The sequence below is a fragment of the Chitinophaga sedimenti genome, assembly GCF_023156195.1.
GTDB lineage: Bacteria > Bacteroidota > Bacteroidia > Chitinophagales > Chitinophagaceae > Chitinophaga > Chitinophaga sedimenti.
The window spans coordinates 5900207-5921402 of the sequence record NZ_JAKUKA010000001.1; the positions used below are offsets into that span (position 1 = coordinate 5900207).

26 protein-coding genes and 2 pseudogenes are annotated in these 21196 nt (G+C 51.1%); 17 read left to right on the forward strand and 11 right to left on the reverse strand.

Annotation, left to right across the window (positions count from 1 at the left end):
• Positions 1–65: 65 nt before the first annotated feature.
• Genes MKQ70_RS33975 through MKQ70_RS34005 form a run of 7 tightly spaced genes read left to right on the forward strand, consistent with a single transcriptional unit; the run spans position 66 to position 4945 of the window.
• Positions 66–389: a hypothetical protein gene (locus MKQ70_RS33975; protein WP_248079667.1), complete on the forward strand. Its 324-nt coding sequence runs from the start codon at positions 66–68 to the stop codon at positions 387–389.
• Between the two features lie 11 nt (positions 390–400).
• Entirely contained in the window at positions 401–1714 is a 1314-nt protein-coding gene (locus MKQ70_RS33980) for an eCIS core domain-containing protein (RefSeq protein WP_248079669.1), read from the forward strand.
• Positions 1715–1732: 18 nt separating this feature from the next.
• On the forward strand, positions 1733–2404 hold the full coding sequence (locus tag MKQ70_RS33985; RefSeq protein ID WP_248079671.1) for a hypothetical protein: 672 nt from the start codon (positions 1733–1735) through the stop codon (positions 2402–2404).
• Positions 2293–3039, forward strand: a complete 747-nt coding sequence (locus MKQ70_RS33990) for an ATP-binding protein (protein ID WP_248079673.1) — start codon at positions 2293–2295, stop codon at positions 3037–3039. Before MKQ70_RS33985 ends, MKQ70_RS33990 begins: the two co-directional genes overlap by 112 nt.
• A 34-nt stretch (positions 3040–3073) precedes the next feature.
• Positions 3074–4261: a M1 family metallopeptidase gene (locus tag MKQ70_RS33995; protein WP_248079675.1), complete on the forward strand. Its 1188-nt coding sequence runs from the start codon at positions 3074–3076 to the stop codon at positions 4259–4261.
• A complete protein-coding gene (locus MKQ70_RS34000) occupies positions 4227–4457 on the forward strand; it encodes a hypothetical protein (protein WP_248079677.1) in 231 nt (76 codons plus the stop codon). Before MKQ70_RS33995 ends, MKQ70_RS34000 begins: the two co-directional genes overlap by 35 nt.
• Complete coding sequence (locus MKQ70_RS34005; protein WP_248079679.1) at positions 4454–4945, forward strand: hypothetical protein; 492 nt, start codon at positions 4454–4456, stop codon at positions 4943–4945. The genes MKQ70_RS34000 and MKQ70_RS34005 overlap by 4 nt, the downstream gene beginning before the upstream one ends.
• A gap of 115 nt (positions 4946–5060) precedes the next feature.
• Here the strand turns inward: MKQ70_RS34005 and MKQ70_RS34010 are convergent, their stop codons facing one another.
• The 7 genes from MKQ70_RS34010 to MKQ70_RS34040 all read right to left on the reverse strand — a co-directional run bounded on the left by MKQ70_RS34010 (position 5061) and on the right by MKQ70_RS34040 (position 8973).
• Positions 5061–5624, reverse strand: coding sequence for a DinB family protein (locus MKQ70_RS34010; RefSeq protein ID WP_248079682.1), 564 nt, complete (start codon positions 5622–5624; stop codon positions 5061–5063).
• A gap of 124 nt (positions 5625–5748) precedes the next feature.
• Positions 5749–5958, reverse strand: coding sequence for a hypothetical protein (locus MKQ70_RS34015; RefSeq protein WP_248079684.1), 210 nt, complete (start codon positions 5956–5958; stop codon positions 5749–5751).
• A gap of 100 nt (positions 5959–6058) precedes the next feature.
• A complete protein-coding gene (locus tag MKQ70_RS34020) occupies positions 6059–6454 on the reverse strand; it encodes a hypothetical protein (RefSeq protein WP_248079686.1) in 396 nt (131 codons plus the stop codon).
• Positions 6455–6466: 12 nt separating this feature from the next.
• Positions 6467–7027: an RNA polymerase sigma factor gene (locus MKQ70_RS34025; protein ID WP_248079688.1), complete on the reverse strand. Its 561-nt coding sequence runs from the start codon at positions 7025–7027 to the stop codon at positions 6467–6469.
• 180 nt (positions 7028–7207) lie between these two features.
• The gene (gene rsmG / locus MKQ70_RS34030; RefSeq protein ID WP_248079690.1) at positions 7208–7834 is read right to left on the reverse strand and encodes a 16S rRNA (guanine(527)-N(7))-methyltransferase RsmG; all 627 of its coding nucleotides are present in this window, start codon (positions 7832–7834) and stop codon (positions 7208–7210) included.
• A 3-nt stretch (positions 7835–7837) separates the two neighbouring features.
• A complete protein-coding gene (locus tag MKQ70_RS34035) occupies positions 7838–8254 on the reverse strand; it encodes a glycosyltransferase family 2 protein (protein WP_248079698.1) in 417 nt (138 codons plus the stop codon).
• Positions 8251–8973: a glycosyltransferase gene (locus MKQ70_RS34040; RefSeq protein WP_248079700.1), complete on the reverse strand. Its 723-nt coding sequence runs from the start codon at positions 8971–8973 to the stop codon at positions 8251–8253. The genes MKQ70_RS34035 and MKQ70_RS34040 overlap by 4 nt, the downstream gene beginning before the upstream one ends.
• Positions 8974–9072: 99 nt before the next feature.
• On the opposite strand from MKQ70_RS34040, the pseudogene tgt reads away from it, so the two are divergent.
• Both tgt and MKQ70_RS34050 read left to right on the forward strand, forming a co-directional pair.
• Positions 9073–10004, forward strand: a pseudogene (gene tgt, locus MKQ70_RS34045) (tRNA guanosine(34) transglycosylase Tgt); the annotation flags it as partial.
• A 240-nt stretch (positions 10005–10244) separates the two neighbouring features.
• Positions 10245–11323, forward strand: a pseudogene (locus tag MKQ70_RS34050) (LptF/LptG family permease).
• A 53-nt stretch (positions 11324–11376) separates the two neighbouring features.
• Here the strand turns inward: MKQ70_RS34050 and MKQ70_RS34055 are convergent.
• The 4 genes from MKQ70_RS34055 to MKQ70_RS34070 form a co-directional block, all read right to left on the reverse strand.
• Entirely contained in the window at positions 11377–11841 is a 465-nt protein-coding gene (locus MKQ70_RS34055) for a hypothetical protein (protein WP_248079702.1), read from the reverse strand.
• A gap of 447 nt (positions 11842–12288) precedes the next feature.
• Positions 12289–12513: a hypothetical protein gene (locus MKQ70_RS34060; protein ID WP_248079704.1), complete on the reverse strand. Its 225-nt coding sequence runs from the start codon at positions 12511–12513 to the stop codon at positions 12289–12291.
• A gap of 234 nt (positions 12514–12747) precedes the next feature.
• Positions 12748–12978, reverse strand: coding sequence for a hypothetical protein (locus tag MKQ70_RS34065; protein WP_248079706.1), 231 nt, complete (start codon positions 12976–12978; stop codon positions 12748–12750).
• 2 nt (positions 12979–12980) lie between these two features.
• A complete protein-coding gene (locus MKQ70_RS34070) occupies positions 12981–13199 on the reverse strand; it encodes a hypothetical protein (protein ID WP_248079708.1) in 219 nt (72 codons plus the stop codon).
• A gap of 214 nt (positions 13200–13413) precedes the next feature.
• On the opposite strand from MKQ70_RS34070, the gene MKQ70_RS34075 reads away from it, so the two are divergent.
• From MKQ70_RS34075 to MKQ70_RS34110, 8 genes are all read left to right on the forward strand, one after another.
• Positions 13414–14739: a citrate (Si)-synthase, eukaryotic gene (locus MKQ70_RS34075; protein WP_248079711.1), complete on the forward strand. Its 1326-nt coding sequence runs from the start codon at positions 13414–13416 to the stop codon at positions 14737–14739.
• A gap of 547 nt (positions 14740–15286) precedes the next feature.
• On the forward strand, positions 15287–15727 hold the full coding sequence (locus MKQ70_RS34080) for an OB-fold nucleic acid binding domain-containing protein (protein WP_282457868.1): 441 nt from the start codon (positions 15287–15289) through the stop codon (positions 15725–15727).
• Positions 15703–16128, forward strand: a complete 426-nt coding sequence (locus MKQ70_RS34085; RefSeq protein WP_248079713.1) for a hypothetical protein — start codon at positions 15703–15705, stop codon at positions 16126–16128. Before MKQ70_RS34080 ends, MKQ70_RS34085 begins: the two co-directional genes overlap by 25 nt.
• Positions 16125–16721 carry a DEAD/DEAH box helicase gene (locus tag MKQ70_RS34090; protein WP_248079715.1) on the forward strand — a complete coding sequence of 199 codons (597 nt, stop codon included), beginning with the start codon at positions 16125–16127 and terminating at the stop codon, positions 16719–16721. Before MKQ70_RS34085 ends, MKQ70_RS34090 begins: the two co-directional genes overlap by 4 nt.
• 17 nt (positions 16722–16738) lie before the next feature.
• On the forward strand, positions 16739–17353 hold the full coding sequence (locus tag MKQ70_RS34095) for a helicase-related protein (protein ID WP_248079717.1): 615 nt from the start codon (positions 16739–16741) through the stop codon (positions 17351–17353).
• A 172-nt stretch (positions 17354–17525) separates the two neighbouring features.
• Positions 17526–17882, forward strand: coding sequence for a DUF7948 domain-containing protein (locus MKQ70_RS34100; protein WP_248079719.1), 357 nt, complete (start codon positions 17526–17528; stop codon positions 17880–17882).
• Positions 17801–20002, forward strand: a complete 2202-nt coding sequence (locus MKQ70_RS34105) for a DUF7948 domain-containing protein (RefSeq protein ID WP_248079721.1) — start codon at positions 17801–17803, stop codon at positions 20000–20002. The genes MKQ70_RS34100 and MKQ70_RS34105 overlap by 82 nt, the downstream gene beginning before the upstream one ends.
• Positions 19951–21174 (forward strand): T9SS type B sorting domain-containing protein, encoded by a 1224-nt coding sequence (locus tag MKQ70_RS34110; protein WP_248081818.1) that lies wholly within the window; start codon positions 19951–19953, stop codon positions 21172–21174. Before MKQ70_RS34105 ends, MKQ70_RS34110 begins: the two co-directional genes overlap by 52 nt.
• The last annotated feature ends 22 nt before the right edge of the window (positions 21175–21196 follow it).

Consider the following 21196-nt stretch of genomic DNA (forward strand, 5'->3'; position numbering starts at 1 on the left):
CAGACTTTTTTAATGCCAATCATGGCAGGCAAATCATCCGCGAAGGATTTGCGGAAGTGCTCGGGGTGCAGTTGTTCAATTCCATCCGTGCAAAAGCGGCCAATAATTCTTACCGGCGGCGCTTTGAAGGAGGACTGCCGGCGGGAGATTGTATAGGTGTATCCATTCCCGTGGCCGCTCCTGGTTACCAGGATGCCGGCGCCAATGCCGCTTCGGTATTGAGTACAGTCGGTAATGACCGCTTCCGGGCGGCGTTTTTCCTGGGACAAACAGACCTGGTAAGCTTGCAGCCGTGCCTGGAGCAGGGTGGGGAAGATAATGTATACGAACGGGAAGCGGCGGCGAAAGCAACGGAGGTGTCCGGGTTTTCGGATGCTGTATCAGCATAAAAAGAAATGAGATGAAGCCACGCTACAAGAAACACCGTCCCGCGCAACAGCAGGACAAACAAACAGACGTGCCTTTCTTTGCGCCGGCAGCACATGCGCCTGTCGTGCAACGCGCGGCCAATGGAACGCCTGCCGCTGCTTTTGTTCCACCTGGTCCGGGCAGCCCGCTGCCCGCCACCGTGCAGCAGTTCTTCGCGCCGCGAATGGGGCTGGACCTGAGCGGGGTGCAGGTGCATACCGGAGACAAAGCCGCTGCATCCGCACAATCGCTGGGTGCTAAGGCGTACACATATGGCGGCCACATCGTGTTTAATAACGGGCAATATAACCCAGAAGCCCGCGACGGGCAACGATTGCTGGCGCACGAGCTGACGCATGTGGCGCAGCAGCAAAGCGGCCGTAGCAACGGTATTCAGCGTGAGCCACTGGGTGGCGATGACAACGAAAAGGGGACTGCGCTTATGACTTCCTATCAAAATTCAATAGAGATAGACGGTTTCGAATTCGGAAAACCCGAGCTGACGCCAGACCACCAGGCGCGGCTGGCCGATTATAAAAAGCAAATTTCGGGGCTGCTGATGCGTTATCCCGATTCATTCCTCACCTTGTGGGGACATACCGATGCGGTAGATTCGGAGGCGAAGAACGAAGCGCTGGGCCTTGCCCGCGCCGAAGCCGTGAAAGCGGAACTGACCAGTGGCGAAAGCGCCCTCCCGGAAGCGATGATCAGTACCCGCACCATGGGCGAACGTGAGCCGGCAGTGAAGTCTGCCAGCCGCGAACCGAAGAACCGCCGCGTGCAGCTGACGTTTTCGGCCCGACGTTTCCTTTCCACACCAAAACTTGACTGGACGCTGCAGCCACCGCCGAAGTTCGATTACAAACTGCCTGAGCAGGGCACGCTGTATCCGCCTTACCGCGATCCCGGCCCGGACTATACCCGGAAAATACCCGATCTCAAGATCAAACGGAAAACACCGATAGAAGCCATCCTGGAAGATGACCCCATCCTGAAAAAGCTGCCGCCTGACTGGCGGGAAAAAGTAATCGATGCGGCCAAAGACGGCGATGAATCGCTGGTAGAAAAGGCGCTGGACTTTTTACCGGTGGAGGGCAGTGCGAAAGAAGGCATCAAGGCAGCAGTGAAAGCTGCGATCCAGTCTGCGAAAGGGAGGAAGTGGGAGCCGCCGCCAGAGCCGCTGTACCCGATGCCGCCTTCGGGCGCGCCGCCCTATGTGCCTGCGCCGGGCGAGCAGCTGTATAAACTGCCACCGATTAAATTTGATGAAAACGATATCATAAAATGGTTTAAGCGAAAGTTTTAAACCAGGAGAATCCATGACATGAACGAAATAATGCAGGCGCTGGACCAACTGGCCCTTTTGTTGCAAGCCCGCCTGTCGGCCCATTTCTCGAACCGCGACATGGACCCGCAGGCATACCTCGATGATATGGCCGAAAATACATCAGCCCTGTCTACTTTCGCCCCCTTTTCGCAAACGGAGCAGGCTTTGTTGCTGATAGCCCTGGTGCCGCACCTCCAGCCTAATTTCTTTGAAAGCGTTATTCAACAATACCTGCCGCAGGGTGGCGACTTCGCAGAGTTTGGCGGGGTAAAGGCAGGCAACCACCGCGGGATGCTGCCCACCGGCGAAACCGTGCTGTTCCTGCTCGCCGGGCGGCAATTGGGCAAACGCTTACAGATTCAGAAATTGTTTTCGGAAGACGGCCTGCTCGCCCGCGAAGCCGCACTGTCGCTCGGCGAAGTGAAGGCCGGTGAGCCCATGATGAGTGGCCGCCTGGTGCTCACGCAGGATTGGCTGGACAAAACCCTGCTGGGCCGGGAATTGCAACCGCGTTTTAGCCAGGACTTCCCGGCCCGCCGGTTGCAAACGAATATGAAGTGGGAAGATGCCGTATTACACCCAATCACACGCGAACAGATAAACGACATCAGTACTGGCTGCAGTTTCAACATCAATTTAAAACAGATGCCAACCTTGGCCGTAAAATAAAACCGGGCTACCGGGCGCTGTTCTATGGCCCATCGGGAACCGGTAAAACGCTGACGGCCACACTGCTAGGCCAACAATTTCAACAGGAGGTATACCGCATCGATTTGTCGCAGGTGGTGTCTAAATACATCGGGGAAACGGAAAAGAACCCGGAGAAGGTGTTCGCCCGTGCCGAAACCAAAAACTGGATTTTGTTTTTCGACGAAGCCGATGCCCTGTTCGGTAAGCGCACCAATGTACAAAGCGCCCACGACCGCTTTGCCAACCAGGAAGTATCTTACCTGTTACAGCGGGTAGAGGACTATCCCGGCTTGCTGATCCTCGCTTCCAACTTTAAAAATAACCTGGACGACGCTTTCCTGCGCCGTTTTCACGCTATTATTCACTTCCCTTTGCCCAATGAAGAAGAACGCCGGCAGCTCTGGGAAAAATCCCTCCCGGCCAGCCTGCAGCCCTCGGCAGACATTGACCTGCGGCAACTGGCTGGCCGGTTCGAGTTAACGGGCGCGGCTATCCTGAACGTGATGCAGCACGCCAGTTTACGCGCGTTTTCCCGCGCGGATGGCCAGTTACAGCTGAATGACGTGCTGGAAGGTGTGCGGAAAGAGCTTGGCAAGGAGGAAAAGTCGCTATAATTTGTATTTTCGCTGCTTAACATTCCTGTTTAGTATGAGAAAATTTTTGTTATCGGGCCTGATGGCGCTTGTGGCCTTATCCGCCACGGCTCAGCCAGACAGGTGGCAGCAGCGCGTAAAGTATAAGATGGACATTGATGTGGACGCCGCGGCTAACCGGTTTACGGGTAAACAAAGCCTGCAATACTTTAACAATTCCCCCGATACCTTAACTAAAGTATTTTATCACCTTTACTGGAACGCGTTTCAACCAAACAGCTCCATGGATGTCCGCAGCCGCGAGCTCGGAAAAATTTACCTGGGGAAAGACAAACAGGGGCGTGATCGGTATGATTGGGACGGCCGCGTATTAGACCGCATTTCCAAACTACAGCCGAACGAAATCGGCTACCAGAAAGTGTTATCGCTGAAGATGAACGGTCGCCAGCAAAAGTATCAAACGCGCGAAACCATCCTGGTGGTGGAGCTGGACAAGCCCATTCTGCCTAAAAGCAGCGTAACGTTCGAGATGGATTTTGAAGCGCAGGTGCCGGTGCAGATCCGCCGTAGCGGCCGCCATAACAGGGAGGGGGTAGACTTCTCCATGGCGCAGTGGTATCCCAAAATGTGCGAGTACGATTATGAAGGCTGGCATCCAACGCCTTATATTGCCCGTGAGTTTTACGGCGTATGGGGCGATTATGAAGTAAACATCAAAATGGATAAAAGCTATACCATTGCGGCTACCGGTTATCTCCAAAACGCTGCACAGGTGGGCAAAGGCTACGAAGCTCCCGGCGTAAAAGTTGTGCCGCCGGCAGGTAACAAGCTGCTCTGGCAGTTCGTAGCACCGAATGTGCATGATTTCGTATGGGCCGCCGATCCGAAGTACACACATATATCTAAAAAGATCGACGACTTTACCGCCCATTTCTTTTATATCTCCACCGATACCACCAGCAAAACCTGGCCACTGCTGCCGGATATGATGGCGAAGGCATACGCCTATGCGAAAGCGCACTACGGCCCGTATCCGTATAAGCAGTACTCTTTCATCCAGGGCGGCGATGGCGGCATGGAGTATCCCATGGCGACTTTGATTCTCGGTACCGGCAAAATCGATGGCCTGTACGGCGTGGCCGTGCACGAATGGATGCACAGCTGGTACCAGTGGTATGCTGGCCACGAACGAAAGCCTGTACCCATGGATGGACGAAGGTTTCACTACATTTGCGGAAGATAACATCATGCAGGCTACCATTGATTCCAACGCGCACAAATGGGCGCTGGAAGATTCTTACAGAAACTACTTCGCTTTAGTGGCAAATGGCCGTGAAGAGCCGATGAGCCAGCATGCGGACCATTTTAATACGAACAACGGTTACAGCATATCTTCTTATTCCAAGGGCGCAGTATTCTGGAACAGCTGGGGTATGTGATTGGTGCGGCGAACCGCGATAAAGGTTTGCTCAACTACTACTGGACCTGGCGTTTCAAGCATCCGAACGTGAACGATTTCATCCGCGTGATGGAAAAAACCAGTGGCCTGCAGCTCGACTGGTATAAAATGTATTTCGTGAATACCACCAAACATATTGACTATGCACTGGACAGCATGTTCGAGAAAAACGGCAGCGCGGTGATCCGCCTGCGCCGCAAAGGTCTGATGCCGATGCCGGTGGATTTCCAGGTGGAAACCAAAGATGGCCGTAAGGTGATGCATTACATTCCGCTCGACCTGATGTTTGGCAGCAAGCCGAACGAAATACCTTCGCAGCAGCGCGTAGAGCACGAGCCGTGGCAGTGGGTGGCGCCTACCTACGAAATTAACCTGGGCGTGCCTTTCAGGGAACTGAAAAGTGTCGAGATCGACCCCAGCCAGCGTATGGCCGATATTGACCGCAGTAATAACAAGGCAGTGGCGTAAGCGGCACGGCTATTGTCAGCCGCGGTTGGTCACTTACTCAGCAGATCAGTTGTCTTATCAACATAAAAAAAGGACTACCGGTACGGGTGGTCCTTTTTGTGACAATCAGTTTCATTTAAAAGATCATTTCTTCCAGCGCACTGTTCCAGGGGTTCTTCCGTAACTGCTCGCGGGTTTGCAGGTCGTGCAAATGGTGAGCGGCATGGTAAGCCGTGAAGTAAAGCATTTCGCGTACCGTGATTTTTCCCAGCAGCGGGTGTGGCAGCTGGTATTGGTCCAGCGCGGCTTCGTCCCAGCTATTCAGTTTGGCAATTAATTTATCTTTCTGTAATTGAAATTGCTTTAACAAGGCCGCACGTTGTGTGTGCTTCACAATGCCAGGGATGCACTCACGTACCGCCGGGGCGCCGTTGGCGAGCTGTTGGCGGTAGTCTGCCACCAAAGCCTCGTATGGGCGCGAAGCCGTTTTAGGACGGCCATAGATACGCAGTGCCAGTTTGGGCAGGTTTAATGCCTTATTTACTGGTTTGGTGGCGCGCAGCAGGTGGTCGAGTTGTTGTCCGGCTGACCATTTGCCCTCCGGCGAAACGGTAAAGCGGTGATCGGACAGCGTGGTGATAAAATCGGCGAAGGCGTCGAAGTTTGTATTTAGAAGTGTAGTAATATCTCTCCTGTTCATAAATTAAGGTGGTTTTTCTGGTGAACAGTGATGCAGTTGCCGGTTAAGCAGGTAGAAAAGACGGCGGAAATGCCGCAGTATGCTAATTTACTATTCTTTTCAGTACCGGCCTAATGTGCTGATGCTATTCCAGTATTTCGCATTGATAACCCTGCGCTTTCACAAAATCGACCATCTGATCTTCGGTAACTTTCAGGTCAACGATGCGCAGTACGCGGTCGCAATCTTCAATATCAACGTTACAGTGACCCACGTCAAAGTGTTGGCGAATGGCTTTGAGCACATTGTGGCTTTCGCTATGGGTAGCGATATTGGTTTTGAAGATCCCTATCATTGTGCTGTGGTTTAGGTAGTGAGCGGTTTCCATAAAAGGTATATACAGTCAGGTAGTGTAAAAAACGTTCCGGCGGGCGGGCACGCCGGAACGCGGCGTCTTAGTGATTGTTGTTTTCGGTACTGTGTGGCGTGCTGTCTTTCTTTTCTTCTTCCTCCAGGTCGTTCCAGCGGCCACCTACGCAGCGGGAAAAGTTTTCTTTCCATTTGGCGCGTTCGTCGTCGGACATATGTTTCATCTTTTCCTTCATTTTTTCCTTCCACTGCTGCCGGCGTTTTTCGCCCCAGGGAGCGCCGCCGCCTTTGGCGAAGCTGCCCAGCAATAGTTTGCTCAGGATGAGCAGTCCTAATGCCTGCCAGAAGTTGATTACCGGTCCATGGAAAAGTTCAGGTACCAGCCAGTTCCACAGGCCCATGGTCACAAATCCGATGAGTGCGCCGCAACCGACGATCATCACCACCACTTTCAGGAAAAGGCCTACAGAAAAACGTTTCATAATAAGTTTAGTTTAAGCATTTAAAAACTCGTCGTACACATTGGCCAGTCTATCGCGTAAAAACAATACCGCATAGCGCTTCCGGGATAGCAGGGTGTTCACGGTCACACCTGTTACTGCGGAAATTTCTTTAAAGGATTTGCCTTCCACCTCGTGTTGAAGAAATACATAACGTTGTTCTTCGGGTAGTTCGTCCAGCGCTTCCATAATAGCTTCCATGGCTACCTTTCGCAGCATGGGAGCGTCTGCACCGGCGGTATTGTCCGGCAGGATGTCTGATAGAAACAGGGGTTCCTGTCCGTCTTCGCTTGTAAACTGGTGATCAGAAAAGTTCTCCTCCCGTTTTTTCCGGAACCAGTCCGTGATCCTGTTCCTTGTAACGGCAAACAGCCAGCCGGTGATGGAATCCACCTCCGTACCCACTCTTAAGTATTGGGTAAACTGGTAGAATACATCTTGCAAAATGTCTTCAGCATCGTCTGCATTATTCACCCGTTTCCGGATGAAGTGCAGTAAACGCTTCCGTTCCTTTTGCACCGTTTCCTTTATGCGCTCATTTTGTTCGGCTGCCATAGCTGTATGTGTCAGGAGCAACTCTCTCATCTTACTTAGGTAGACGAGCAGGGAAAGCTGATATTTTAAAGGCCAGCAAATATTTTTAAAAAAGATGAAGATTTCCCGGAATCGGTCGTTAATCATCTCATTATCAATACAGACGCGCCAAAGTGTCGCTAACCCCTATGCAACACAGGGCTATTTTACGCTCAGGATGTACTTGTCTTTGAAGGATTCTTCCGGGAAAAGTTTGTAGATGTCTACTTTTTTAGGCCGGTAGCCGCTTTCGGAGATCTCCTGTGCCAGGTCGCCACCTTTCAGGCAAATGAGCCCAGAAGGCACGCCGTCGTTGTTTTGCGGGGATTTTTTGAGAACGGGTTTACTCCAGCGCATCAGGTCTGCCAATGGCGCCACCGCCCGCGATACCACCACATCAAATTTCCTGTTTTTGATTTCTTCTGCGCGGGTATGCTGAAAGGTAACGTTCTTGAGGTTGAGGGCAGCAACCACGGCTTCCACCACTTTTATCTTTTTGCCGATAGAGTCGGCGAGGTGAAAATGTACGTCGGGAAAGAAAATAGCCAGGGGGATACCCGGAAATCCGCCGCCGGTGCCTAAATCAAGCACCTGCATGCCAGTTGGGAAGTTGGCGATGGTGGCAATACTGAGGGAATGCAGCACGTGTTTCTCGTACAAAGCGTCGATATCCTTACGGGAAATCACGTTGATTTTCTCGTTCCACTCGCGGTACACCGCGTCTAATGCCTCGAACTGGTTCAGTTGTTCGGGCGTAAAGTCGTCAAAATATTTGAGGATGATCTCCATATGCTATTTCCACTTGTTCTTCGGTTTGAAGAGCAATGCGGGCGTGAAGATAACATAATATAGGAACATGAGGATGTCCATCAGCCAGCTGTACACGAATAAGTCCTTCTCGTCCAGCTTTTTAAGGGCATTATAGGTAATGACAGACTGGATGAGCAGCTTGCCGCCGATGATGCCCAGCGTCCAGTAGAGCATAGGCGGGTAAAAGAGCGCCGCTACCATGGCTGGGTAAAACAGGAAGTGGGAGAGGGAGAACAGGCCGAGCATTACTTTATGTCCAAAGCGGTACATCTTGCCGGTGCTCATGTGCCGGGTCTTCTGCCGGAACCAGCTTTTCCAGGTGTCTTTCGGCTCGCTGTAGGCAAACGCCTGCTTGTTGATCACTACGCTGGTATTGTGGCGGGTGGCGGCCTTGTTCACGAACAGGTCATCGTCGCCCGAAGCAATATGCTGGTGAGAAGTAAACCCTTTGTGCGGAAAAACAGTTCCCGTTTGTAAGCCAGGTTGCGGCCCACGCCCATGTAAGGGATGCCTGCCATGGCAAAGGACAGATATTGCAAAGCGGCAAAGTAAGTTTCGTAGCGGATCAGTTTGTTCAGGAAGCCGGGCTTCTTATAGTAAGGGCCGTAGCCCAGCACGATTTCGGTGCCGTTGGTAAAACCCTGGCTCATGATCGACAGCCAGTGTACGCTGCCGGGCCGGCAATCGGCATCCGTCAATAACACCGTGCCGTTCTTTGCGCCATTGATGCCCATGCTTAGCGGGAACTTTTTACCGGGAATAAACTGGGCCGACTGTTTCAGCTCAATGTTGCGGTAATGTGGATAACCGGGCTCGATGGAGCGCAGGTAATATTTGGAATCGTCTTCAGAGTTGTCGTTTACCACGATCACCTCGTACGAAGGATTTTTGTGCTGATGATACTTTTGCTGCAACACCGTAGGGAGGTTCCGCTGCAGGTTGTTTTCCTCGTTTTTGGCGCAGATGATCACGGACATGTCCTGTGCGGGTGTATGGTCCTCGTCAAATTTGCGTTTATAGAAGGCTACCCTCGAGAAGAAAATGAGGTAATAGAGGGTTTGAACGCCAGCAGCGGCGGCGAAGATATAGAAGATAATAATCCCGATGTTATCAGACATAGCAGGAGCAAAAATATATGTTTTTAATTGTCTATGTATTACTGTGGAAAAAAAAGAGGTTTTTCCCTTCTTCCTTTTTCCAATAGCTTTGCAGCCTGTATGGATTTTGAACTTATTTCGACCGATAGTGGTTCGGGTGCCCGGGCCGGCAAAATTACCACCGCACATGGGGTGATAGAAACGCCTATTTTTATGCCTGTAGGCACCGTGGGCAGCGTGAAAGCTGTTACCCAGGAGCAATTGCGCAGCGATGTACAGGCCCAGATCATCCTGGGTAATACCTATCACCTGTACCTGCGCCCGGGACTGCAGGTGCTGGAAGCCGCCGGCGGTTGCATAAGTTCAATGGCTGGGAGCGGCCGATCCTGACCGACAGTGGCGGATACCAGGTGTTTTTCCTGGCGGCCAACCGTAAAATTAAGGAGGAAGGTGTGCTGTTCCAATCGCACATCGACGGTTCCGGCATTTATTTACGCCGGAAAACGTGATGGACACCCAGCGCATTATCGGCGCGGATATTATCATGGCTTTTGACGAATGCCCGCCTTATCCGTCCGAATACCGCTACGCCCGCAAATCGATGGAGCTGACCCACCGCTGGCTGGACCGTTGTATTAAACACTTCGGCGAAACCGAGCCTAAATACGGATATGAGCAGACCCTGTTTCCAATTGTACAGGGTAGTACCTATAAAGACCTGCGCGTAGCCTCGGCGGAGTTCATTGCTTCGCGCGACTGTGCGGGTAATGCCATCGGTGGCCTGAGCGTGGGTGAACCCGAGCAGGAAATGTACGATATGTGCGGACTGGTATGCGAAAAGCTGCCGGTAGAAAAACCCCCGTTACCTGATGGGGGTGGGTACGCCCCGGAATATTTTGCAGAATATTGCGCTGGGCGTGGATATGTTCGACTGCGTAATGCCTACCCGCAATGGCCGCAACGGTATGTTGTTCACCTGGGAAGGAGTCATCAACATAAAAAATAAAAAATGGGCCGATGACTTCAGCCCTATTGATGCCAACAGTAACTGCTCCGCCAGCCGCGAGTACACCAAGGCTTACCTGCGCCATTTGTTCGTTGCCGGAGAGTTCTGGCGCTGACGCTGGCGAGCATCCATAACCCGGCATTTTACCGGAACTGGTAACGGAGGCCCGCAAGCAGATCCTGGCGGGTACCTTTGCAGCCTGGAAAACAAAAATGGTGCAGCAATTGCAGGTAAGGCGCTGATGAAATGTGGTAAAAAACTATAATTTTAGGGCAACAACAGCGCAATGAAAAAACTAGATTGGTATATACTCCGCAAGTTCATCGGCACATTCGTTTACTCTTTGGGTATCCTGCTGGTTATTTCGGTGGTGATCGACATTACAGAAAAGGTGGATGATTTCATGAAGCACAACTTGTCTTTCTGGCAGGTGGTGACGGAGTATTATATCGGGTTTGTGCCGCATATTGCTGCCTTGCTGTTCCCGCTGTTCATCTTCATTTCTGTTATCTTTTTACTTCCAAGCTGGCTTACAAATCCGAGATTATCGCGATACTGGCTTCGGGAGTGAGTTTTAAGCGTTTTATGCGACCTTATTGGGTAGGTGCTATCCTGTTCGGCACTATCCTCTACGTGGCTAACCTGTGGGTAATTCCAAGGGCGAACCGCATCCGCACCACCTTCGAGAATAAATATGTAGGCCGCCAGAAAGACCTGAACGGCATTAACGATAAAACCTTGCGTATCGATACGGTTACCTATGTAACGTTCCGGTATTACGACCCGAACTTTAAAACCGGCTCCAACTTTACCCTGCAGCGTGTTCGTAACAACCAGGTGTATTACAAGCTGAAGGCCGAAAGCGTGGCCTGGGACTCCACTAAAAAGTCCCGGAAACTGAGCTATGCCTCCGAGCGTACCATCAACGGGCTCAACGAAAAACTAACCCGGTTGCAGGACACGATGCTGAAAATTCCTTTGTCACCTACCGAAATGGTGGAGGAAAAAAACATGCAGGAGGCGATGACCACTTCTGAGCTGAACGCCTATATTAAGCGGGAGGAGCTGCGCGGTGCGGAAGGACTGAATGTTTATTACGTGGAAAAGTATCGTCGCCTGTCTGCCGGCGTGGCGGTGGTGGTGTTAAGCCTTATCGGCGTGATCATGAGCAGCCGCAAAGTACGTGGCGGCAGTGGTTTGCACATGGCCGTGGGGATCGTGATCAGTGCGAGTTACATCCTGTTCCTGCAGTTCTCTACCGTATTTTCTACAAAAGCTAATTTGAACCCGTTGCTGGCGGTATGGATACCAAATTTCGTGTTTGGCGGGCTGGCGTTGTACCTGTACCGGCGGGCGCCTAAATGATAACAGAAAAGGAGTGAGGTGACTCACTCCTTTTTTATTTTTCCAAAGAATGTTCATGAATCTGTTTTTATGTTGATGCTGTTGATTAGGTCGTCGTCTTCGGAGGCGATATTTTGCAGCTGCTTTTTGTGTAAGGAGTGTACGACTAACAAGTAAGTTATGGTCAGCATAAAATTTCCCGCGTGGCTCGCTACGGCCAGATCATTCACCCCAAAGAGGTTTTGTACTGCCATGAACAGGGATAGCAGAAGGTTGTATACGAAGAAATACAATAACCACCTTGATCGATTATATAAGGTCATCCGCCAGGAAATCAGCGCAAATAAACCAGCGTACACTAACAGCAGCCCGGTGTTTATTAACATACCCAGGTAGTAAGGCCTGCTTCGCGAAAAGTCACTGTCGGGATACATCACCATAAACAATATCCTATAAAAAACGATGGTGATAGCCTTATGGATCAGGCTATGTTTGGCGAAGAAAAGAAAGCGGTGGGTGAGGGGGATTTGCTTACTCATGAGTCGTATTAATACTAAAAATTTCTTCCGTTAACGAAGCCTTATTTCGCTCATAGAAGTTGCGCATATAAAAGAAATAAAGCACGATCAGGCTACTACAGATAAGCGGAGCCCACCACGAACTGTCAAAAACACCATCACTTTCATAAACCATATACGCGGAGGCAAGGAATATAAACATAAGTGGCGGTATCACTACGGCAAGTAGCCAGCCGGAGCGCTGTTGCTTCGTCATGCGAAACGAGATCAGCGTAAGCAGCAAAACGTAGCCGGCGGATACCATGCCGATGGTTGCGGCCTCGTCCAGAGCAGCAGCCAGAGGCCTTTCCTGAAAAGACCTGCCTGCAGATACTCGGACGCATGCAGTAATTCCGTAACAAAGAAGAAAAATGCTGCCGCCGCAACATGCAATGTAAAAAAGATAATCGCCGGATAAACGGCATGCGATCAGGAGTGTTCATTGTCTGCATTTATACTTTCCAATAATTCATCCACATCCGGCTCACGTTCTTCTTTCCGAAGCTTTATCCAACGGATCAGACAATAAATACTGCTGGGGATGCAAAATACCACGAATGTACCGATGGCCGCGTACAGCTTCGCCTCAATGGTGCTTACAAAGGCCATCAGGACGGGGAGCAGGAGCCATAAGCCGCCTATGACGGCCACCATAGTACTGTCTTTTATTTTCGCTGAAAAGGAGATCGAAGCCAGTACCAGTGCGATGAGTGCAAAAAGACAACCCCGGATAGCACGCTGACAAATAATTGGTTGGCGCTCATGAACAGCCTGTTCATGGCTGTTAGGATGATCCAGGCGCCGATCATTGAGATCATGAAGGGAATCTGTCCGGCGCAGAAGTAGATTTTCCAGCGTTCATAAAAGCTTCTCTGCATATTAAAAATATTATAGTGTTGCGGCAATACTGTTCACCTCCGCTGCCTCTCTCTCTGCCATCCTCCTGTAATAATGTCGTTTTAGCAGCAGTGGGTAAGGGATAATGAGGAGGGCGTCGATAAACATGGCGGAGATGAGAAAGTCCAGCGCGTCACTGCCAAGCGATATGATAAAAAACATAACGGCCACGAATATAAACGGCAAAAAATATCCCAGGCTCCAATCGATGCGTTGATACATTTTCATTTTGAAGGAAATGATGGCGAAAAGCAGCGCGTAGGGGGCGAGCAGTACCCCATCGGGATGCTGCAAAACGACAAAATGCCTACGAGCGGGATAATGAGTCCCGGGATAGCGCCGTCGCTGTTTGTTGTAAGGGCCATTAAAAGCCCAAGTAAGAGGCCGGGTGCAAACAGGGCCATGAAATAGATCAGGAAGCGTTTGCCGAAGGAACGTTGCATATATTCAGGTATAGTCCGGGTAAAGATATAAATTATATTATGTATGTAACAACTGCGCCGCCCCGGGCAATTTAGTAAATCGTTGTAGATCAATCATACCGCCATTGTCACTTTCTTTCCAAATTTTAACCTCAATTTCATCTTTAATTTTGTCATTAATCGTTACTTTTGTACATTGATCGAATTAGTTTTTGTCTTAAATAATTGCGTCAAAATGAGTTACATAAAAGAAAAATTCAAGGTAAAGGCGGATGAGCTGAGCGCAGAGGTGAAAGACCTGCTGAAAAACCACGGCAGCAAGGTGATTGGCGATGTGACGATTGCACAGGCATACCAGGGAATGCGCGGAATTACAGGGTTGGTGACTGAAACATCCCTCCTGGACGCTAATGAAGGCATCCGGTTCAGGGGCTATTCTATTCCGGAACTGCGCGAAACCCTGCCCAAAGCGACAGGCGGCGCCGAACCCCTCCCAGAAGGTTTATTTTATCTCATGCTGATGGGCGAATTGCCCACAGAAGCAGACGTACAGCATCTTTCCAGCGTATGGGCACGCAGATCCCACGTTCCAAACCACGTTTTTGACGCAATTGAAGCCCTCCCCATCACTACCCATCCGATGACCATGTTTAACGTGGGCATCCCGGCGCTGCAGACAGAATCGTTGTTCGCGAAAGCTTACTCAGAAGGGATCAACAAAAAAGATTACTGGAGCTACATGTACGAAGACGCAATGAACCTCATCGCCCGCCTTCCCCGCGTAGCTGCTTATATTTATCGCCGCAAATACAAAGGCGGCCAGCATATTCAGCCGGACGGTCTGCTCGACTGGGGCGCAAACTTTGCGCACATGTTGGGCTACGACAATGAAGGTTTCAAAGAACTGATGCGTTTGTACATGACCATTCACGCCGACCACGAAGGTGGTAACGTGAGTGCACACACGACGCACCTGGTGGGTTCCGCGCTGAGCGACGCTTACCTGTCCTTCGCCGCTGGTATGAACGGTCTTGCAGGTCCCCTGCACGGCCTCGCCAACCAGGAAGTGATCCGCTGGATCCTTGCCATGCAGGAAGAACTGGGCGGTGGTACTCCCACTAAAGACCAGATCGAAAAGTATGTGCGTAAAACCCTGGCCGATGGTAAAGTTGTTCCGGGTTACGGTCACGCGGTACTCCGCAAAACCGATCCGCGTTTCACCGCGCAGATGGAGTTTGCGAAAACTCACCTGCCGGAAGACGAGCTCGTGAAAATCGTATGGATGGTATACGATGTGGTACCTGGCGTACTCACCGAGTTGGGTAAAGCTAAAAACCCATGGCCTAACGTAGATGCTCACTCCGGCGCGCTGCTGGTACACTACGGAATGGTGGAGTATGAGTTCTACACCGTATTGTTTGGCGTGTCCCGCGCGCTCGGCGTACTGGCTTCCCTGTGTTGGGACCGCGCGCTCGGCCTTTCTATCGAACGTCCGAAATCCGTTACAACAGAATGGATGAAGAGCTTCGTAGAAGGTAAAGTAGAAGCAAGCGCTGAATAATTTCAGCTCATGATATCGAAGGCCGTTCCGCAGGGAGCGGCCTTTTTTGTTATCAGCTTTTTCCGCTTTCCCCAGCCGCCGTTGTCACTCCCTTCAACGGCTTTACTACTATCAACCCTGCAAAGATAAACCGGCCAATGCCCGGAAAATTGACCTGGATGGAGGAAAAATGTACCGGGATGGAGGTAATTTCGGGCACTGATAGCATTTTAACAAAAAGCCTCAAAGCATAGGTGAAGCATGGTGAAAGCATGGTGAAAGCATGGTGGAGAGGTGGAGAAGAAGGTGAATATAGTATAGGCATGAAAAACAACGTTGTAGAGGGAGAGTCCAATAGGAGTCCAATGGGAGTCCAATGGGAGTCCAATAGGAGTTCAATCACACTCCAATGGGAGTCCAATGGGAGTCCAATGAACGGGTAACATTCGCCCGGTTCCACTGGCGGTATTTTCTTCTTTTCCCTCAATGCCGTATTTTGCATCCTTAATTAAAACCGGAAAGGGACATTACTTACATCTCCTCCATATTAAACAACCCGATAGAATACCTGAAGGGCGTAGGCCCGCAGAAAGGAGAGCTGCTGCGCAAAGAAGTCGGCATCTTCACCTTTCGCGACCTGCTCGAGTATTTCCCTTTCCGGTATGTCGACCGCACCCGCGTCACGAAAATTACGAGCCTGCACATGCAGCTCGATTATGTGCAGGTGAAGGGGCGTATCGTACATATGGAGGTGATGGGCGACAAGCGCGCCAAACGCCTGGTGGCCCGCCTCCAGGACGACACCGGTACGCTCGACCTGGTATGGTTCCAGGGCTGGCAATGGATGCAGAAATCACTGCGCGAAGGTGTACAATACCTCGTGTTTGGAAAAATCGCCGTGTTTAATGGCAACCTGCAAATGAGCCATCCCGAAATGGACCTGCTCACCGAAAACATTGCAGATGGCAAGCGCCACCGGAGCCGGTGTATTCCACTACCGAAAAACTAAAATCCCGCGGACTAACGGCAAAGGCTATCGGAAAACTGTCGCAGGCGTTGCTGGAGCAATTGAACCTCGGCGAAATTCCGGAAAATATACCAGCTCCCATCCTGCAGCAATACCGGCTGATGCCCAGGTCTATGGCATATTTTAAGATACACATGCCCGCCAGTGAGGAAGAGGCGAAACAGGCGCAGCGCCGGTTAAAATTCGAGGAACTCTTTCTCGTGCAAATGAAAATCTGCCGCCTCAAAATGCGTCGCCAGTCGCAGTCACACGGCTTTGTATTTAACAAGGTGGGCGACCTGTTCAACGACTTCTATAACAATCATTTACCCTTTCCTTTAACCGGCGCGCAAAAGCGGGTATTAAAGGAAATTCGCCAGATACGGGTACTGGCAAACAAATGAACCGCCTGCTCCAGGGCGATGTGGGCAGCGGCAAAACGATGGTGGCCCTGCTCACTATGCTGCTCGCCAACGATAACGGGGTGCAGGCATGTCTTATGGCGCCTACAGAAATCCTTGCGCAACAGCACTTTAAGGGGCTGGCCGCGCAGTTGGAGAAGATGCCGATAAATATTGCACTGCTTACCGGCAACATCAAAGGCAAGGCGCGTAAGCAAATATTGGAAGCGGCGGCAGATGGCAGTTTGCACATTCTGGTCGGTACGCACGCCCTCCTGGAAAAAGAAGTGGTGTTTAAGAACCTCGGGATGTCAATTGTAGATGAGCAGCACCGTTTTGGGGTGGCTCAGCGCGCCCGCCTTTGGGAAAAAAACACCACACCGCCGCACGTACTGGTGATGACCGCCACCCCCATCCCGCGCACGCTGGCCATGACCGTGTATGGCGACCTTGATGTATCGGTGATCGATGAAATGCCGCCCGGCCGTAAACCCATTACCACCGTACATAAAACAGAGTTTCAACGCCCGCAGGTGATGGATTTCATCCGGGAGGAAATAAAAAAGGCCGGCAGGCTTACCTGGTATACCCGCTGATCGACGAGTCCGAAAAAATGGACTATGAAAACCTGATGAAAGGATATGAGGAAGTGAAAGCCTTTTTCCCCGAACCCAAATATTACATCAGTATGGTGCATGGCCGCCAGCCGGTGGAAATGCGCGAAAATAATATGCAGCGCTTCGTCGCCGGCGAAAGCCAGATCATGGTGGCCACCACGGTGATAGAGGTGGGCGTGAACGTGCCCAATGCGTCCGTGATGGTAATCGAAAGTACCGAGCGTTTCGGCCTGTCCCAGCTGCACCAGCTGCGTGGCCGCGTAGGCAGGGGAGCCGACCAGTCGTACTGTATCCTGATGACAGGCAACAAAGTCGGCAACGATTCGCGCGAACGCATTAAGGTAATGGTACAAACCAATAACGGTTTTATTATATCTGAAAAAGATATGGAATTAAGAGGCCCCGGCGACCTCGAAGGAACGCGGCAAAGCGGCATCCTGGATTTGCGTTTGGCAGACATTGTGCAGGATAAAGCTATGTTAGCAGCCGCCCGGGAGTGTGCCGAAAAATTGCTGGAAGAAGACCCGGACCTGTTAGCCCCTGAAAATAAAGGACTTTCTGACTTCCTGACGAGTCAAAAAACAAAATCCCAGTGGAGTAAAATATCTTAAGGTTTTTACGTTAATGGTGTAACCATGTTGGTGTACAGGGCCATGTAATCATTTAATCAAAGTTAGCATCAGTAAAGGTTTTTTAGCGGGAACGGTAACATTGGACAAACCCGTGCGTTAAAAAAATAGTATATTAGTTGTAGTGAGATAGTCTAATTTTAAATCTAGCCGCTTGAAAGCAATTTTCCCTATCGGTCTGTTTAGCGTTATGTTAGCAATGCTGGTACAATCTGCGGTAGCGCAGAGTGCCGGTAGCGACTTTACGCCGCTTGAGTTTGTTGAAAATAAGGGACAATGGAAAGGTGATTTCCTTTACAAAACCGACCTTGGCGGCACCAGTATCTTCCTTAAAAAGAACGGGTTTACTTACCTCATGCTAAGCAAGGAAGATATGGAACGCGTGCCCGAACTGAATCATGGACATAAGCCCAAAGAACCTGGTTATGTATGGGACCCCTCCGGCAAAGCAGCCAGCGGAAAAATACCACCACCGCCCGCCAGGCCGGCACCGGCAGCACTGGTCCTTTGACCATGAGCCAGGTGAGAGGGCACGCTTACGAAGTAACCTTCCTCAATGCTAATCCTAATCCGCAACTTGTGCCGGACAAACAAACCGGCGGCGTAAGCAACTACTTCATCGGCAATGATCCGAAGATGTGGGCAAGCGGTGTTTTAAGTTACCAATCCATTACTTACAAAGACTTATATCCTAACGTTGATTTGCACGTGTATTCCGATGGCGGTCAGATGAAATACGATCTGATCGTACACCCCGGCGCGGATCCTTCAAAGATTGCACTGCAATACACCGGTGCAGAGAAGATGAGCATCAAAGAACAACTGGTCATACAGACCAGTGTGGGCGAAGCAATGGAGCTGATGCCGTTTGCTTATCAGTATGTTGACAACCAGCGTGTAACCGTAAAAGTGAGTTACCAGCTGAAAGGCAATAATGTAACTTATAAAATTTCAGGCAGGTACGATAATGCTTATCCGCTGGTGATAGACCCGAACGTGGTGTTCTCCACGCTTACCGGTTCAAAGGCAGATAACTGGGGTTATACCGCTACTTATGATCCCGCAGGCAACTTTTACGCTGGCGGTATCGTGTTTGGTGCAGGTTACCCCGTTACTACCGGCGCGTTGCAAAATGCGATGGGAGGCGGTGATTATGATATTGCGATCACGAAATTTAACCCGGTAGGTACCGGGGTTATTTATTCCACTTACCTGGGTGGCAGCGGCGAAGAGCAACCGCACTCACTGGTGGTAGACTCGCAGGGGAACCTGGTGATTTCGGGCCGCACTAATTCCTCCAATTATCCTGCCCCCACACTGATCGGCTCGGGCGGCGGTTATGATATGGTGATCACCAAATTGAACGCCACCGGATCTGCCCTGATCGGGTCCATTAAAATCGGTGGTTCAGGTAACGATGGTGTAAACATGCGCCCCTCTAAATCCGGCGGCGCCTACAGCTTGCTGCGTAACTACGGCGATGATGCCCGCAGCGAGGTGATCGTAGATGCTGCAGATAACATTTATGTGGCCGGCTCCACACAGTCGTCTGCCTTCCCGGTTACAGCCGGTGTTTTCCAGGGCACTTATGGTGGTGGTTTACAGGATGCAGTAGTATTGAAAATCAATCCGGCCTGTAACGCCCTGCTCTGGGGCAGCTTTTTAGGAGGAAGTAAGGAAGATGCAGCCTACGTGCTCGCATTGAACATTGATAATTCTATTTACGTTTCCGGCGCTACCGCCAGCAATAACTTTCCGATGGCAGGCAGCGGCGTGTATAATACGTATCGCGGCGGCATCTGCGACGGATACATCGCACATATTACGAACGATGGTACTACCTTGCTGCACAGCACTTTCATCGGCTCCGACAACAGTCAGGCCGACGAAGTATATGGTGTGCAAACCGACGTAGGCGGCAACGTTTACGTGATGGGCACCACGGAAGGCACCTGGCCGGTGAAGCAACCAACGGGCACTACCACTTTTTACAACGACAATTCCAAACAGTTTATCATGAAGTTGCAGGCCGACCTTGCAACCGTAGTATATTCGACCACCTTTGGCAAACAGGCGTCTTACCCAAGTATATCGCCCACCGCTTTCCTGGTAGACCGCTGCCAGAACGTATACGTTTCCGGCTGGGGAGGTGAACTGAACAGCCTGGCCAAGTATCCGAACTCCGGTACCTACGGCCTGCCTGTAACGCCGGATGCACGTAAATCCACTACGGATGGCAGCGACTTTTACTTCTTCGTCATGGAGCGCGATTGCGTGGGACAACTGTACGGCACCTTCTTTGGCGGCAACCAGCTGCTGGAGCACGTGGACGGCGGTACCAGCCGCTTTGACCGCAACGGCGTAATTTATCAGTCTATCTGTTCCTCCTGCGGTAATGGTAACCGTCCCCGCTTCCCGACGACTGCCGGCGCTTATGCCAGCGGTCTGCCGCCGAACTGTAACCTGGCAGCGCTTAAAATAGCGTTTAACCTGGACGGTGTAAAAGCGGGTTTCAAAACACAGGAAAGAAAAATAACTACTGCGTACCCGCAGATATCACCTTTATCGATACCACTAACCTGTCGGCGCAGAGCTGGGAATGGAACTTTGGCGATAACTCGCCATCGGTGACCACCACTACCGGTACGGTAAGCCACACTTACCCGTTGGTAGGCGACTACAGGGTAAGGTTGATCAAGTACGATCCGGCGAGCTGTAATGTGTACGACACCGCTTACCTGCCGATCCGTATCCGTGCCGACGAGGCCAATGTTGGCTTTACGGCGACCAGGATCATTCCGCCTTGTACCAGCTTGCAATACCGTTTCGACAATAATTCGACACCACCGGCCGGCAAACCTTTCACCAATCAATCCTTTGTATGGGATTTTGGCGATAACACGCCTACGGTAACAGCCGATGCTGCCACGCAGTTCCATCAATATGCCGCCGAAGGCGTATACAATGTAACGCTGACGCTGGTAGACACCAACTATTGTAACGCGCCGGAAAAGGTGACCCAGCAGCTGCGTGTGGCGGCGAATGTAGTCGCCCGTTTTGAAACACCGGCCGACGGTTGCGTGCCGTACACCGCGGTTTTCAACAACACCTCATCCGGTGGCGTGACTTTTGAGTGGGATTTTGGGGATGGAAGTCCGATAGCGACCGATGTTTACCCGGAACATACCTATACTGCTCCCGGTACCTACCCGGTAAAACTGAGGGCGTATGATCCGAACACCTGTAACCTTGTGGACAGCACCACGTTTAACATTACCGTACATGCTATTCCGGTGGCAGGGTTTGATTACGCGCCGCTGAAACCGCAGGAAAACACGCCAACGACGTTTACGAATACTTCTACCGGTGCGAGCATTTACTGGTGGACATTCGGCGATGGCGACACATCGACACTGGCTAACCCGGTGCATCAGTACAACAAGACGGGTACTTATGATGTTTGTTTAGTAGCGGAGAATGACTTTTTGTGTGCGGATACCATTTGTCAGACCGTAGACGCGATCGTGATCCCGCTGTTCGACGTGCCTTCGGCATTTTCACCGAACGGAGATGGACAGAACGACGTGTTTATGGTAAGAGGTTTTGGTATTTCGAAATTCAACCTGAAAGTATTTAACCGCTGGGGCCAGCTGATGTTTGAAACAAACAACCCAAAAGTAGGCTGGGACGGCCGTTTCAAAGGACAAATACAGCCGATGGACGCATATGCATTTACCGTGGTGCTCGAGTTCAGCGATGGACAGAAAGGATCGCGAACGGGCAGTGTGACGCTTTTGCGGTAACAGATTTAGTTATAGACGATTT

Excerpts from the sequence above, each read along its gene's own strand:
- MKQ70_RS34065 (WP_248079706.1), bottom strand. The coding sequence starts at position 12,978 with ATGTATCAACGCATCGATTGGAGCCTGGGATATTTTTTGCCGTTTATA.
- MKQ70_RS34105 (WP_248079721.1), top strand. The coding sequence starts at position 17,801 with ATGGGACCCCTCCGGCAAAGCAGCCAGCGGAAAAATACCACCACCGCC.
- MKQ70_RS34055 (WP_248079702.1), bottom strand. The coding sequence starts at position 11,841 with ATGAGTAAGCAAATCCCCCTCACCCACCGCTTTCTTTTCTTCGCCAAA.
- MKQ70_RS33980 (WP_248079669.1), top strand. The coding sequence starts at position 401 with ATGAAGCCACGCTACAAGAAACACCGTCCCGCGCAACAGCAGGACAAA.
- MKQ70_RS34090 (WP_248079715.1), top strand. The coding sequence starts at position 16,125 with ATGAACCGCCTGCTCCAGGGCGATGTGGGCAGCGGCAAAACGATGGTG.
- MKQ70_RS34095 (WP_248079717.1), top strand. The coding sequence starts at position 16,739 with ATGGACTATGAAAACCTGATGAAAGGATATGAGGAAGTGAAAGCCTTT.
- MKQ70_RS34010 (WP_248079682.1), bottom strand. The coding sequence starts at position 5,624 with ATGAACAGGAGAGATATTACTACACTTCTAAATACAAACTTCGACGCC.
- MKQ70_RS33995 (WP_248079675.1), top strand. The coding sequence starts at position 3,074 with ATGAGAAAATTTTTGTTATCGGGCCTGATGGCGCTTGTGGCCTTATCC.
- MKQ70_RS34040 (WP_248079700.1), bottom strand. The coding sequence starts at position 8,973 with ATGTCTGATAACATCGGGATTATTATCTTCTATATCTTCGCCGCCGCT.
- MKQ70_RS34060 (WP_248079704.1), bottom strand. The coding sequence starts at position 12,513 with ATGGTGGCCGTCATAGGCGGCTTATGGCTCCTGCTCCCCGTCCTGATG.
- MKQ70_RS34015 (WP_248079684.1), bottom strand. The coding sequence starts at position 5,958 with ATGATAGGGATCTTCAAAACCAATATCGCTACCCATAGCGAAAGCCAC.
- MKQ70_RS34000 (WP_248079677.1), top strand. The coding sequence starts at position 4,227 with ATGGACGAAGGTTTCACTACATTTGCGGAAGATAACATCATGCAGGCT.
- MKQ70_RS34075 (WP_248079711.1), top strand. The coding sequence starts at position 13,414 with ATGAGTTACATAAAAGAAAAATTCAAGGTAAAGGCGGATGAGCTGAGC.
- MKQ70_RS34070 (WP_248079708.1), bottom strand. The coding sequence starts at position 13,199 with ATGCAACGTTCCTTCGGCAAACGCTTCCTGATCTATTTCATGGCCCTG.
- MKQ70_RS34025 (WP_248079688.1), bottom strand. The coding sequence starts at position 7,027 with ATGGCAGCCGAACAAAATGAGCGCATAAAGGAAACGGTGCAAAAGGAA.
- MKQ70_RS34020 (WP_248079686.1), bottom strand. The coding sequence starts at position 6,454 with ATGAAACGTTTTTCTGTAGGCCTTTTCCTGAAAGTGGTGGTGATGATC.
- rsmG (WP_248079690.1), bottom strand. The coding sequence starts at position 7,834 with ATGGAGATCATCCTCAAATATTTTGACGACTTTACGCCCGAACAACTG.
- MKQ70_RS33985 (WP_248079671.1), top strand. The coding sequence starts at position 1,733 with ATGAACGAAATAATGCAGGCGCTGGACCAACTGGCCCTTTTGTTGCAA.